Source organism: Mesorhizobium kowhaii (assembly GCF_003253745.1).
Classification (GTDB): domain Bacteria; phylum Pseudomonadota; class Alphaproteobacteria; order Rhizobiales; family Rhizobiaceae; genus Mesorhizobium; species Mesorhizobium kowhaii.
The window spans coordinates 78443-92386 of sequence record NZ_MZXV01000072.1; the positions used below are offsets into that span (position 1 = coordinate 78443).

General features: G+C 58.7%; 14 protein-coding genes and 1 pseudogene. 1 reads left to right on the forward strand and 14 read right to left on the reverse strand.

Features of this window, described 5'->3' with window-relative positions; genetic code table 11:
* Positions 1-80: 80 nt before the first annotated feature.
* Positions 81-602, reverse strand: coding sequence for a helix-turn-helix transcriptional regulator (locus B5V02_RS32805; protein ID WP_111548130.1), 522 nt, complete (start codon positions 600-602; stop codon positions 81-83).
* On the opposite strand from B5V02_RS32805, the gene B5V02_RS41235 reads away from it, so the two are divergent.
* Entirely contained in the window at positions 601-909 is a 309-nt protein-coding gene (locus tag B5V02_RS41235) for a hypothetical protein (RefSeq protein ID WP_208647173.1), read from the forward strand. The two genes, B5V02_RS32805 and B5V02_RS41235, sit on opposite strands and share 2 nt — an antisense overlap.
* On the opposite strand, the gene B5V02_RS32815 is transcribed toward B5V02_RS41235, so the two are convergent.
* The 13 genes and pseudogenes from B5V02_RS32815 to B5V02_RS32870 form a co-directional block, all read right to left on the reverse strand.
* Complete coding sequence (locus B5V02_RS32815; protein ID WP_111548131.1) at positions 902-2458, reverse strand: E2 ligase fold family C protein; 1557 nt, start codon at positions 2456-2458, stop codon at positions 902-904. The two genes, B5V02_RS41235 and B5V02_RS32815, sit on opposite strands and share 8 nt — an antisense overlap.
* 5 nt (positions 2459-2463) lie before the next feature.
* Positions 2464-2895: a Mov34/MPN/PAD-1 family protein gene (locus B5V02_RS32820; RefSeq protein ID WP_167458767.1), complete on the reverse strand. Its 432-nt coding sequence runs from the start codon at positions 2893-2895 to the stop codon at positions 2464-2466.
* Positions 2896-2948: 53 nt separating this feature from the next.
* The gene (locus B5V02_RS32825; protein ID WP_111548133.1) at positions 2949-3566 is read right to left on the reverse strand and encodes a putative metal-binding protein; all 618 of its coding nucleotides are present in this window, start codon (positions 3564-3566) and stop codon (positions 2949-2951) included.
* Complete coding sequence (locus B5V02_RS32830; protein WP_245446340.1) at positions 3563-3943, reverse strand: DUF2604 domain-containing protein; 381 nt, start codon at positions 3941-3943, stop codon at positions 3563-3565. Before B5V02_RS32830 ends, B5V02_RS32825 begins: the two co-directional genes overlap by 4 nt.
* A gap of 223 nt (positions 3944-4166) precedes the next feature.
* Complete coding sequence (locus B5V02_RS32835; protein WP_146606199.1) at positions 4167-4685, reverse strand: competence protein CoiA family protein; 519 nt, start codon at positions 4683-4685, stop codon at positions 4167-4169.
* A 126-nt stretch (positions 4686-4811) separates the two neighbouring features.
* Positions 4812-4946: pseudogene (locus tag B5V02_RS42925) on the reverse strand (competence protein CoiA family protein); the annotation flags it as partial.
* 257 nt (positions 4947-5203) lie between these two features.
* Entirely contained in the window at positions 5204-5701 is a 498-nt protein-coding gene (locus B5V02_RS32840; RefSeq protein ID WP_111548135.1) for an Lrp/AsnC family transcriptional regulator, read from the reverse strand.
* A gap of 69 nt (positions 5702-5770) precedes the next feature.
* On the reverse strand, positions 5771-7315 hold the full coding sequence (locus B5V02_RS32845; RefSeq protein WP_111548136.1) for a fumarate hydratase: 1545 nt from the start codon (positions 7313-7315) through the stop codon (positions 5771-5773).
* 6 nt (positions 7316-7321) lie between these two features.
* A complete protein-coding gene (locus B5V02_RS32850; protein WP_111548137.1) occupies positions 7322-8749 on the reverse strand; it encodes an NAD-dependent succinate-semialdehyde dehydrogenase in 1428 nt (475 codons plus the stop codon).
* A 199-nt stretch (positions 8750-8948) separates the two neighbouring features.
* The gene (locus tag B5V02_RS32855; RefSeq protein ID WP_111548152.1) at positions 8949-9875 is read right to left on the reverse strand and encodes a LysR family transcriptional regulator; all 927 of its coding nucleotides are present in this window, start codon (positions 9873-9875) and stop codon (positions 8949-8951) included.
* A 124-nt stretch (positions 9876-9999) separates the two neighbouring features.
* Positions 10000-10902 carry an HpcH/HpaI aldolase/citrate lyase family protein gene (locus tag B5V02_RS32860; protein ID WP_245446341.1) on the reverse strand — a complete coding sequence of 301 codons (903 nt, stop codon included), beginning with the start codon at positions 10900-10902 and terminating at the stop codon, positions 10000-10002.
* 133 nt (positions 10903-11035) lie between these two features.
* Positions 11036-12187: a CaiB/BaiF CoA transferase family protein gene (locus B5V02_RS32865; protein WP_111548138.1), complete on the reverse strand. Its 1152-nt coding sequence runs from the start codon at positions 12185-12187 to the stop codon at positions 11036-11038.
* A gap of 15 nt (positions 12188-12202) precedes the next feature.
* Entirely contained in the window at positions 12203-13456 is a 1254-nt protein-coding gene (locus B5V02_RS32870; protein WP_111548139.1) for a methylaspartate ammonia-lyase, read from the reverse strand.
* Positions 13457-13944: the final 488 nt, after the last annotated feature.

Genomic DNA, 13944 nt, shown 5'->3' on the forward strand with positions numbered 1-13944 from the left:
TTCCGCCAGTTCCATCAATAGCAGTGTGACGGAGCTGGATTACCAGTTTTCTCTGCGACGTGCCAAGCCGGGCAGCTTCCTTACGCGATCAAGCGCTCCAACTCGCGCATGGCTGTGGGAGCGAAGCGTCTTGCCTCCTTCGCCACGTTGACCTCCAGAGTCGCCTTTGCCGTTTCATGCAGGGTGTGCTCCGGCTGATAGCCCTTTCGGCCCTCCAGCCAACCCAGGACATCGCTCAGATGCCATAGCGCACCGTTGCCTTCATGCACAGGGGCTGGAAAATCGTTGTTGCCCAGCATTAGCTTGCGAAGGTACTGACGGGACACGCCCATTATTTCGGCCACGTCCGTCAGTCCCACAAGGTCAGGCGTGGCTTCTACCAAGGTTGCGGTCGGGATAGCGGCCTTCACGTCTGCGAGCGCACTGCGGACGGCTTCCTGCGCGCTTTCCGCTTCTCGAGTAAACTCGAGAGCAAGCCGGCCGACAATGCCGATGCCCACAAGAGCATCGGTGCATCCAGCCTCGCCAAGACGCTCCACCAAGGCATCCGCGTCCTGATCGTCGTCCGCGAGACGGTACTTTAGGGTGAAAGTGTATTCCATGACGATGTCACTCCTTGCCTTCAGCCGTCTCTTCGGTTTTCGCCTTATGCGTCGTGCAGTTATCGACAAGACGCTTCAGCTTCTTTGCTTCGTTGCCAGCGTTCTTTGGCGTGCTCCAAATGCTGGTTATGCAGAATTCGCCGCAACGACATTGGTCATCGTTATATGGGCAATACATCTTGCCCCAAGCGTGACTTCCACCTATTTCGATGCGCCACCCTTGCGCTTCGGCATGCCTGAGTGCGGCCTCAATTTTACGCGCCATCTGTACCCTCAATATGCGACTCATAGAGAGGTTGTCAAGTGACAACCAATTCGAACTGACCAGCCGGATCGGGTGACGGACCGTACCTGGCTCGATATACGTCTAGGTAATCGGCGTCTTGGCAAATGCACCGCCCTTGTGGATCCTTCTTCCGGCGTTCGGTGATCACGTCGCTCGGCATTTTTCGCAACAGGTTAAGCTTGGCCGTGGTCCAAGGCCTCCCTCGATGGCCTTCTGCCCGTTTGATGATCTCTCCAGCCAGCATGATCCCGGCCATCGCGGACTGAAACGCCATCGGCACCTCCACCTTGACAGGACTCCGCCCGGCCGTGATTTCAAAGACAACACCGCCACAAATGGCCCCCTGAAAAAGAGCGCGCAACGGTCTGCCGACAAATGAAAGCAGAGGATCGATCGAGATGGCCAGCCTGCTGGCAATTTCCGCCATGAGCGCCACGTCGACAGGGCTTCCGTTGTGCAGCATGGGGCGCACCACCTCGAGCTTTCGATCCTCGAGGCCCAGCGCAGCGGCAATCTCGTCGTCCTGGTCGGGTACCGTTCCATTCGGCAGGTAGAGACACGCCAGGCACGCCATGTCGTCGTCGAATCCGTGGTGCGATACTCCAAGGTCACCTCGCTGCGTCCAGGAGTTGATCGTCCAGTGGGGGAGCGCGCCTTGCACGGCGATTCGGTCCGCCGCGGAATCGAGCGCAACCGCCACATGCCGCAACGAGCCTGCTGGAAGCGCCTGCCATCGCGCCTCGTGCCCGACAACCGACAGGCCGGGGTTGTTCTTGATGTATCGGCTGGCGAGCTTCACTTTACTCCGTCCGACATCCCGCTCGAGAGCCAGTACGTATCGCTGAAGGTTGCCCTGATCGATCGTTTCCGGATCGACGACCTCAAGCGCCCCTGTCAGGCCCGAGATGCGGGAGAGCCCCCACACCGCGCCGTTGCCGATTGCCCCGAGGCCGAGCAGGAAAAGACGGTCCAGATCCACGTCGCTAGGAAGTGCCGGGTTCACCTGCGAGCCTGGTGCGTAGTCGAACAGTGAGAAGGCAACCGCCTCGTCGACCGATGCCCCGTTCAGTTGCGCGCCGAAGACGGAACGGAACAGATTGGCGGCTGCGATGCACGCTGCGGCGCCGGCTCCGAGCGGGTTGTGACTGTTTCCCGAACCGACTGGTCGCGACACCGACAACTTGGCGAGCCACCCGCCTGAACCCAGGAACAACTTCTGACAGGGAACATCAGGGATCGCGGAGCCGACCACCAGGCAATGGGAGAGGCCGGCCCCTCGGCGCGCCAAGGTGATCCGGCTATTTATCGAGCGCGCAAGCCTCGCGAGACCTCTCGCAAGCCTTGCTGCCTCCTCTCCCTCGGGAAGGAAGCATATCGAAGGATAGAGCCGCGCCAACAGCCGGACCAGCAGGTCTAGCGATGCCCTGCCCTCCGTCGAGCAAGCCTGCCCGTCGAAAGCAATTCCCACCACCAACCCATTGAGCAACCGCTCGAACTCCTGGACGTCGAAACCTTGAAGCACCTGGGAAGCGGCAGTGGCAGTACGGCCAAAGTAACTCGCGAACGCCATTTTTCTCAGTCCACGATTTCAATCAAACGGTGGGCTGTCTGACAAGGCACCTCTAGCCAGCTACCCGCCGCATTGAGCCGATAGACAGCCGTTGACGACAAATCGAATGGCTGGCTCGCGAAATCAGGAACGACAAGTGAGAGGCTGCCGATGGCCGTCGCTATAGCGTTCTCGTCATCTGTGCCGGAATGGTAGGCGTCAGTCGGATGGCTATGGACTTGGGCCAGGATTCGCAAATCGTTCTCAAACAACCACACGTTGAGACGATGCAGCTCATCGCCTTCAATTTGCACGCCGACGCCGGATGCACTTCGAATGAGGCGCTGTTGCGGAATCAACGCGCGCTCGACTGTCGCCGTTTCACCCGCCGTCTTTCCCACCCAGAGTCCAAGCCCTTCGTAGCCAGCTTGCCCCACGGCCGCCAAATGCTTGTGCACGTCCAGGATGGCCCGGCGCGGAACTCGGAAACGTTCGACCCTCGCCAGCCCGGCTATCGAGGCAGCACTGCCCCGTCCACCTGGAAACCCTGGAACTGGAACTGTACCTGATAGTTGATGTTCCTGATCGGGTTGATGCCGCTCGCCCAGATTTGCTCCAGAATAAAATGCAACGAGCCTTCGCCAGAACGACGATGCAATAGCCATGAGTCACCTGTGTGCGCTGGGTGATCGTGATATTCGCGAACGCCGGGCAAGCACAGGAAAGGAACCTCCTCCGGGCTATGCGCCTGGATCAGTTCCTGGAATACCAAACGGCCCTGTTGCCCCATCGCAGTGATTGTTTCCGGCGTCGCGTTCGCCATGCCGTCGAGCCGCAGCATCTTGAAGCCAAGGCTCTTCATCGGCAGCGCGGCGCCCGTAAACGGATCGACAAACGTTACCGATGGCGGGACTAAGTCATAGTTCGTGAAATCGAGGCGAACTGCGCAGACGATGGCCCTTGGGTTCAGCCTGGAACTGGCAAAGATCACCAGGACGCGCGGGAATGCCGCCTCAACTGGAAACCAGCCCCGTCGGCGGTATTCGCCTTCGAGTTCCCTATACCGTGCGATCTCGCGATCGAACTTGCGCCGGGAGACCGCCTCGTCGACGAACTGGCCCTCTATCAACCCGCAGCACCAGCCCTGAGGCTCAAGAACAGCTTGGTGCCGGCGACAAGTCCAAGGTCCTCGATCTTCTTGCTCGCATCGAGAACGTTGCCTGCGGCGTCCTTCAGCTCCCAGTTCTCAGGTGGCTGTCCAACATTGCCGGACATTTCCAGGGCTTTCCCTATCACTGTATGAAGAGGTGCATTCACGTTGGCATCAACAGAAACGGGATCTCCATTCACGACGATGATGAGAGTGATCTTGTTTTTTGATCCCGTCGCCTGACCTGCAGCTGTTGTGGAAGTCTCATTAAGTTTTTTCATTTTCCCGCCCATAGAATCGAATGAATCGTATTTATTGTGCCAACCTGATGTATGCAGCGCGGATTCTCTCGCCATGCAGATATATTTTGCAGATATATTTTCAAGCTTCGTTTTCGTCTACAGGCGCCCCCGATGTCGGCTGCCGTTACTCGAGCCCAATCATTCGTCGCTCTCACCGAATCTCCACCCGACACCGGAAGCGAATCCTGTGCGCCTGCGCCCTTGCGGGATGAGCAGCCCAGTTCCCATCAATTCGACCGCCGCTGGCCAAAGCCCTTCGGAACTTTCAGCTTGGTTGCTAAAATCGCCGTCGGCGCCGCCCCCGTCTCCGGAAATTCGGATCATGCGCGTAGTTTCGATGACGTGCGCTCAGTCTATTGTGGACGAACCATCCTATCGCCTGCGTAGGGATGATCTGCTCCCTGTTCCAAGCCGCGTCCAAAAACCAAGCTCGCGAAACCGCCACGACAACCGCATAACTGTCGACGCGCCCTGGCAATAGGCACCAGAGCTTCCCTTCAAGTGCCTTGGGTGCGCCTTCTGGAGCCGCGAAACCTTCGAAGTCAAAAAGGACGGGCTTTGTGCAGTTGACCCATGCAGAAGGCATGCAACGCTCTGGATTGCGCGTGACGAACACGTCCACCGAGAAGGGCACCCGGAACAGGTTGTCACTCTCGAAAAATCGGCGTCGGTCGTTCTTCAGACGGAGCCCATTCACCAGCCAGATCATCTTTTTGTAGAAGCGTTCGCGAGAGTCTCTCTGCTGCGCCGGCAGATAGGAATGTTGGAATTCGATAACGTGGCCGTGCTTGGTCATCACGTCTGCGATGTGTTTCTCGCCTGTTTCGTCGTGCCGGATGATTTCCTGCCATTCGGGAGGGAATTGATTCTTCCAGCCCCGGGGCCAGATAGTTTCTGCCCCCCACCAAGCGTCGCAGGGCCTATTGCCGCGATGCGCCCAATGCCAGGTCCTTTGTATTCCGCACTTCGCTACCGTCTGCTGTGAGCAGCCCGGGCAACGACCAACCAACCCGGGAGCGGCCTTACGCCGCGCATCATTCACCAAAGCGTACCGCATGACTCATTCCGTTGTTGCGCGGCCACACGGCGAGGTATAGCAGCCTGCTTCTGTCGAGGTCCTTCTCTCGCAGTTGCTCGGTTCCCAGATTGCTCAGGGCGCATCATCCCTCTTCTCGCGTTGATTGAGGGGGGACGCCCGGTCAGACGCGTCTTTATACGGGAAGCGCTTCCGCGGGTTTCGCGGGAATGCGCGTCTTTAGCCAAGGAATTCGCGGAATCGGGATCGAACACCGTGGAAACCAAGGCTTGGGGAGTTTACCGTTGCCTTAGTGCCGACAAGGGGATCGGCGCATTGGATTTCACAGGTTTGGTCACGACAAGACTGTAATATTGATCGATCCCCAAGCCTGCCTGCAGCAGTCCCTCCATGAAGTCCTGATAGGCAGCCATGGAAAGAGATGCGACGCGCATCAGATAATCGATCCGCCCCCCGATAGCCCAGCAATCCAGGATTTCCGGAAATTTTTGGATCGCAATCTCGAAGTGTCTTTGGTCCTCGAGGCGGTGACGATCCAGCACGACCTCCACCATTACAAACACCATGCCGCCGATGAGGGCCGGACTCAGCCGCGCGTAAAACCCCTCAATAATCCCTGCGACTTCGAGCGCGCGGAGCCGCTCCGAGCAGGCCGACGCCGAAAGATGAACGCGCTTCGCAAGCTCGCTTTTTGAAATCCGACCGTCTGACTGAACCTCTGAAAGAATCCGGAGATCCCAAGCATCCAGGCGCACAGGATTGAGTTTCGACTTCATGACCTTCTGCTCTAATGCCGTTGTCGACAATGGAATTGATGCCAACCAACGGAGCCTGGCCAGGAAGGCTCAAACGCCGATGTTGCGTGCGATGCTGTCCGCCGCCATGCGCTTACGCCACTCAAGAGGCCCGGAATTGTGAATGGAGTTTCCCTCAACATCGACAGCCATGATGACAGGCATATCCTGCACCTCGAATTCATAGACTGCTTCCATGCCCAGGTCTTCGAAGGCAATGAGCCGCGCTGACTTGATCGATTTTGATATCAGGTAGGCAGCCCCCCCCACAGCGATGAGATAGGGAGTTTTGTGTCTTACGATCGACTCGATGGCCGCCCGCCCCCTCTCCGCTTTGCCCACCATCGCGAAAAGTCCGGTTTCGGCGAGCACCTTGTCCGTAAAATCGTCCAAGCGGCTGGAGGTTGTTGGACCAGCGGGTCCGACGACCTCATCCTTCACGGCGCGGACTGGTCCGACGTAGTAGATCACGCGTCCCTGCAGATCGAACGGAAGCGGGTTGCCGGCGTCGATCAACTCGACGATTCGCTTGTGGGCGGCGTCACGGCCTGTCAGCATCTTTCCGGACAAAAGGAGCGTTTCCCCGCAGCGCCACGATGCCGTCTCTTGCTTGGTCAGCGCGTCGAGGTTGACCCGCCGGACGCCGACTGGGTTCAATTCCTCGATCCCAATGTTGGGCCATTCGCGCAAGTCGGGCGGCTCCAGACTGATGGGGCCAGAGCCGTCCAAGGTAAACTTCAGGTGCCGGTTGGCAGCGCATTGTGGAATGAGCGCCACGGGCTTGGACGCGGCGTGGGTAGGATAAGTCGCAACCTTGACATCAACGACTGTCGTCAGGCCGCCTAGGCCCTGAGCGCCGATGCCTAGGGCATTAATTCGTTCATAAAGCTCAACCCGCAGTACCTCCTCCGCGCTTGATGGCCCCCTCGCGATCAATTCCGACATGTCAATTGGCTCGTTCATCGCCTCCTTAGCCAGCAGCATCGCCTTTTCAGCGCTACCACCGATGCCGACCGAGATCAGGCCGGGTGGGCACCATCCGCTGCCAAGGGTAGAAACGGTGTCGACCACCCAGTCGGCGACGGACGCGCTGGGGTTAAGGGTGGTGAAACGCGCCTTGTTTTCCGATCCGCCCCCTTTTGCGGCGATGGTAATCGCAATCTGGTTGCCGGGCACGAGGTCGACGTGGACGACTGCCGGCGTGTTGTCACGCGTGTTCAATCGTCGGCCAAGCGGATCCGAGACGATTGATGGTCGAAGGGGATTGTCGGGGTCGAGATATGCCCGACGGACGCCTTCATTCACAAGGTCGGCGAAACTGGCCGTTGACTGGATGCGGACGCCCATGCCGACCTTTGCAAAGACCACCACGAGACCGGTGTCCTGGCAGATCGGGCGCCGTCCGAAGGCCGCCATGCGGGAGTTCAGCAAAATCTGCCCGATGGCGTTCTTAGCCGACGGACTCTGTTCGCGCGCGTATGCCTGTGAAAGATATCGGATGTAGTCGGGGGGATGGTAGTACGAGATGTACTGAAGGGCGTCGGCGACGCTCTTTGTGATATCCTTGCCGGCAATGGTTCGTGTTTTTTTATCCACGAAATCTCATCCGAATGATCCGAACCCGTTGACCAGTTTCAGGCTCTGGAAGCTCCGCAACCCCTGCTCACCCCCTTCGTATCCATAGCCGCTTTGTTTGACGCCCCCATATGGCGCGTCTACGGAAACCCCTTTCAGATAATTTACACTGACAGCGCCCGCCGAAAGACCGTTGATCAGCGCCCGTTTCGCATCGGAGGCGCCGGTGAAGAAGTAGGCGGCCAAGCCATACTCAGTGGCGTTGGCTTCTTCGATCGCCTCCTCGATCGTGTCGAACGGCGCCACGGTGAGGATCGGCCCGAACGGCTCGTCATGAAGCACTTTCGCATCCTTTGGCACACCTGTCAGGATGGTTGGCGGCCAGTAGAAGCCCGGCTGGTCGAGGCGGGTGCCTCCGGTTTCGACGCAGGCGCCGCGATCGACAGCATCCTGGATCAGACGCTGCATGGCCTCGATTCGCCGCACGTTTGCCATTGGACCCATCTCAGTCGCCGGGTCGTCCGGTGGGCCGATCTTGATCTTACCGGCGGCTTCCGTCATCCGGGACAGAAATTCCTCATAGAGAGGCCGCGCGACGAGGATCCTGCTGGGCGCATTGCAGCTTTGGCCCGCGCACTCGAACTTGTATTCCGAAATTGCCGGTATGGCTTTTGCCAGGTCGGCATCCTCGCATACAACGACCGGGGAGTGCCCACCGAGTTCGAGGATGCACCGCTGCAAGTTATTCGCGGCGAGCTTGGCGAGCTGTTTTCCAACTTCGGTAGAGCCCGTGAATGTTAGGACCTTGACGATCGGCGAGCTGAGGAGATGCCGGGATATTTGCACAGGCACGCCAAAGACGAGATTGACTACGCCGTCCGGAATACCCGCTTGTCGCAAGGCTTCGACGAAATGGACAGCCGCGCTTGGTGTCTCTTCAGCCCCTTTGAGGATCACTGGGCAGCCTGCCGCCAAAGCAGGGGCGAGCTTGCGGGCGATGAGAACGGCGGGATAGTTCCAAGGAGTGAAGGCAGCAACGACGCCAAGGGGCTCGGGGACGATCATCCGGTTCGGGCCCATCGGAATAGGGGCCGACAGCTCTTCGGCGTGGGTGCCGTTCCACTCCAGTGTTTCGACAGCGCGCGCGTACTCACCTGTCGCTTCGGCAATCGTCTTGCCCTGTTCTCTCGACAAATCCTTGGCTGCGGCTGCCACCTTCGTTGCCAGGATTCTGGCGGCCGCAACGAGGATTTCGCCGCGATCCTTCGGCGGTCGCGAGGACCAGGCCCGGCGGCTTCGCTCTGCAGAAGCAAGGGCCTCGTCCAGATCCGATGCCGATGCCGAGGCCACCGAGCCAAATACCGTCTCTGTCGCCGGGTTGGTTACTGTCAGTGTTCCAGTACCGCCTCGCCACCTGCCATTGATAAAAAGCTGATAGCTCGTGGCGTTGGACATCGCATGCTCCGCTTGACTGAATTCTTGCCGGTGCGAGACCAGCCGATATCCGGACCATGGGCTCGCTTTTCTGCAGTTTCATCGCGATAGGCGCATGCGGTCAAATATCGAATGTCGCCCAAAACCATCTCGAATCCAGATTGATACGGCTCAGACAGCCGCGAAAGAGCGGTAGCAATGAAACTGGTCGGGGATGTGCCTACGGCCGGTCCGGAGTCGTGGCCGACCAGAGTCCGCCCTCGATCAAAGTCCTGACGACCTTGGGGATCAGCTTGCGGACCGCAGAGACGGCTGGAGAGCGCTCATCTTTCGGGTTTACGGCAAGCACAACGGAACGGGTGATCACTGGATCAATGATCTTAACCGTTCGGACTTGGCCTTGAGACGCCTCTTTCTGAATGGCCGACGGGGTAAGGATGGAATACGCCTTTCCTTCCATGACCATATTGATGATCGTAGAAAGGGAGTCCACTTCGAATCTGACGTCCAGCACACAACCGTGTTGCGCAACGACATCCGCCACCGAACGCCTGACATTGTTGTTGCGCATGGGAACCGCCAGCGGGAACGCATGCAGGTCGGCGAGCGGTATCGAATCTTCGAAAGGCGGATTACCCGGCGGGACCACCAGGCAAAACTCTTCGCGGGCCAGCACCGTCATTTGCCCCACGCTCTCGGCAGTGCGGTAAAGGACAGCCAGATTGAAGCGGCCAGCAGCCATCCACTCCTCCAGCGGTCCCGTCATGCCCTCGATCATTTTAAGCGAGATCCTCGGCAATTCGCTTCTTACCGATTCAAGCAGGGGACCGCTAAGGACGCGAGCGGCTCCGGACGGAATGCCAATGGTCACCTCTCCGGAAGGAGCAGCCACCGAGTTGGTCAGTTCGGCCTCAGTGAGCTGAACTTCCTTCAGGATGATCCGCGCGCGCTCAAGCAGCTTGTCTCCGGACGCCGTGACGCTGACACCGGTCCTATCCCGAACGAGCAGCTGGGTGCCGAATCCTTCCTCAAGTTGACGCACATGCAGGCTTAGAGCGCTTTGAGCAACGTTGAGGTTCGCAGCTGCCTTCGTGAAACTGCCTGCCTCAACGACGCCGACAAAGTATCTTAACTGCCTGATGTCCACGATGAACAAATCCAACCGGGGCATGATCCCCAGTGCTTTCTTATCTATCTCGAAACGAGATGGCAGGCAAGAGAAACCGTGGTCATGTCTCGAAACCGTTTGTCCGGCTGTTCATAGAATCAGGTCAGCCATTGCTGGCGAGAGCCAGGATCTCGTGGGCGCGCCGCACCACTGGCGGATCGACCATCTTACCATTCATCGAGAATGCAGACAGTCCACGCGTGGCGGCATCATTTTCCGCCGCGACGACATCGCGGGCCCACTCGACTTCCTGGGCGCTTGGCGAGAACGCCTCATTGAATATGGCCACCTGTGTCGGGTGGATCGCCAAAGCTCCGGCAAAGCCAAGCCGCCGCGCATGCGCCGCGGCTTCACGAAGTTTATGCGTGTCGGAAAACTCGCCGATGCTTCCTATGAAGCCCAGCGGGAGCAAGCCGGCCGCACGGGCGGCAAACAGAACAGAAAGGTTCGGTGTCAACAGGAGGTCGAACTGCGGCGAGCCGCCAACAGCTGCACTGAAGTCCTCAGGACCGAGCGCCATTGCGACCATCCTGGGGTGCGCCGAGGCAATGGCAGCGAGCCTTTGCAAGGCGTCCGGGGCTTCGATCTGGGCAAGGAACCGGATTCGTTCAAGCGGAAGCTTTCTTTCCCGTTCAAGTTCCGAAACCGCATTCGCGATCTCTAATACCCACTCTGCCGAATCCGTCTTCGGAAGAACCAGCGCGTCAACACCCGCCATCACGGCTGCATCGAGATCGGCCGCCAAGGCGCGCAAACCACGATTCACGCGGACCAAAACCGATTTGCCCTTCCTGCCCACCTTCGCCACGGATTCAGGAAGCTGCTTCCGTGCCTCGCCCTTATGATCCTGGGGAACGGAATCCTCTAGGTCGAGGATGACGCCATCTGCCCCGCGCTCATGGGCAGCCTCCACAAAGCGCGGAACGTGAGCGGGAACGAAGAGCAGGGATCTCCAGCGAGGTACAGACATCGCACTTTCAACGGCCGGAACGCTGTCCCTGATCATGCAATCGCCTCTGCGGTCGATTTTTGCGAGGGCGGTGGCAGTGAGCTTGCTGGATGGCCGATGTGCTGAGATGATCCGAGGTAAACAGGCTGTTTGTAAACCGCGAGCGCACTCACCTTACCGAGACGCGCGCTCACGCTGACGCGGCTCTTTCGCGCAAAAGCCCCAGAACCTCCTCGCGGACAGCCTCGGTATGAGCGCCAAGAGCCGGAACTGGGCGCAGCGCGGGGCGCTCAGAGTTGAAAATCGCCGCCGGCGCTATCGTCTCGACGGCTCCTTCGGGTGTTCCAACCTGCACCCTGCGAATGTGTGGATGCCTTGAAACATCCGCCACTTCGTTCAGTCGGCCATATGCCAAGCCGGCCGCCTCGAGCTCCTGCATCGCTTCGTGGCAGGATAGTTCGGAAAACCGCCGTTCAATGATCTCATCAAGTTGCGCACGGTGACCGAGGCGCTCCATATTATCAGCAAAGCCAGGTGCGCGTGTAAGCCCGGGCTGCTTCAGGAATTTCTCGCAGAAATTCACCCATTCGCGGTCATTCTGAACCGAAAAGATGACGTCTTTGCCGTCGGCGCAACGATATGCGCCATACGGCGCCAGCGACGGGTGTTTCACGCCCGCGCGTACTGTGTGGTAGCCGCTATAGTCGTTTTGCAGAACCGGCACGTTCATCCAGTCGGCGACGGCATCGAACAGTGACACCTGAATGCAGGTCCCTTCGCCGGTGACCTCGCGGTGATAAAGCGCCTGGAGGATGGCGCTATGCGCCGTCATGCCTGCCGAGATGTCGCAAACCGACACCCCTACCCGGGCCGGTCCCTGTTGCGTACCGGTAATCGCGCACAGACCTGTTTCCGCCTGGACGATTAGATCGTAAGCCTTCAGGTGGGAATATGGCCCTTTCTCCCCGAAACCAGAGATGTCGCAGCTGATCAGCCGCGGAAAACGTCGACGGAGATCCGCAGACCCGAAACCCAGTTTTTCGATACTGCCCGGTTTCAGATTCTGGATAAAGACGTCTGCACTGGCAATGAGCGTGTCCAGGACGGCGCGGTCGGCCTCCAACCTCAGGTCCAGACAGACTGACTCCTTACCCCGGTTGAGCCAGACGAAGTAAGCGCTCTGTCCCCGCACCAACCTGTCGTAGTTTCGAGCAAAGTCCCCTTCCGGCCGTTCGATCTTGATGACCCGGGCGCCGGCATCCGCAAGGCGAGACGACGCATAAGGCGCGGCTACGGCCTGCTCCACAGCAACGACAGTGATCCCCTCAAGAGAGTTCTGCATGCGACACCGTGCTTTTCATACAACGTTTTCGGTTTGAGCTCGACGACGGTTCAGCATCGTAAGCAACCGGCTTTGTTCGTTCCCAACAATTGAGAATGCCTCGTCGACACCCATTCCGGGCTTTGCAAGCATCATGTCGGCATGGGTTGCCACCGATACGTGGACAGAAGCTTGGGCGGAGAGATCTGTCTCGGTACAGCTTCCCCCGACATACGCTCCGACCTTGTTTTCCTTGCAGAGGAGAACGGCCCGCGCTGTGTCGGCAATTGAGCCGACATCGGGCGTCTTGATCTGGACGAGATGCGTGGCCCTCGCTTCGGCGAAGAGCCGAATATCTTCAAGCGTATTGCATCTCTCATCCACGACAATGCGCGCACTGGAACCCCGGCTGTCCAAGATCGATACGATCTTGGCGTAGTTCTCAATTTGGGCTTGCGTAGAACCAAAATCCGCCGGGGACTCGATGTTGAGCGTGAAATCCGGCACGGTATCTGCAACTTTGCAGATAAAGTCGGCGATGCTTTGCGGCTCCAGGCCGATTTCCTGGCCGATCCAGCCATACACATCGAAATGCAGCACCGGATGATACCCCGGGCGACCGATTTGGCGCGTACGCGTTGCAACCCACTTCACGAACTCCATGAAGGTCTGGCCGCCGACGCCGAATTTCTGCCGTGAGTTGATCAGGCCGTGGGGAAGCACATCCACGCCCTTCAAAATCATCTTGTCCACGTTAATTTCGCGAGCATCGCCGCTCTGGCAGTAAATCGGGACTCTGCGCGTTGGCAGCGGTAAGTCAAATTCACTGCATACGATCTCCGCCATGGTCGTACGGTGAAGATGGGCTGCTGCGCGGAGCAGCGCCTGGCTGACGCCATACTCAATCGCTAGAGGTAACCGCTTTTGTTCAAAGGGCTCAAAAACCTTCGCGCAGGCATCAAGGTAGCCAGACGCATCGACATCGAGAAGCCGCGGCACCAGAACCCGCGATGTCAATTCCGAGATTTGAGCAGTTTCAAACAAAGGATCGCGTCCACCCGCCCCAGAGTATTGGACGCCCATCATGTCGCCCCAGACAATGATGTCGTCGGCCAGGACTAGCCCAACGCTGAGCGAAGATGCTGGAAGACGAAGAGACGTGAACCCAGGCGTTATCGGTTCACCAACGTAGATGAAGCCGTCCTGGATTGCGCCGGACCTAATAGCAGCTTGGTCGTCATAGAAAAATGCGCCGTTGCCAGGCGCAAGGAGGACGTCTTTGATCTGCACTTCACTTCGCTCGATTCATTTTGGACGTCGTTGACGCGCGGACGCCGTTGGGTTCGCTATCCGTCAAATATGCGCCAATCGGCGTTCAAATCGCCAATATAATGTCCCGGACGGTACCATCGCGTTTTCAGATGGCTGGCGGCTGGACGACATGCACCTCGGACGTCCGGCAGATCCCATGGGGAGTGGATCGTGGCCCGCACTCTGGCAGAGTGGGCCATCGCAACTCGCTCTTTGGAGGCCCTTCATGCATCTTTCGACCGCCGATCTATCCGAGCTACAAGCCGCTGTCCGCGTGGATCTTGGCGCAATCTTCGTCTCGCTGGAGCTGTCCAGATCGACCTAGCTAGTGCGCGTCCAAAAACGGCAAGCTGCTGATATTATTGAATGAATCCTGATTTTGGGCAGGCAAGGCCCGGCGGTTTCAGATACACTTCGAGATCAAGCCACTGATTCCAAAGCGTTTCTGCCACCGCCGGAGCCGACAA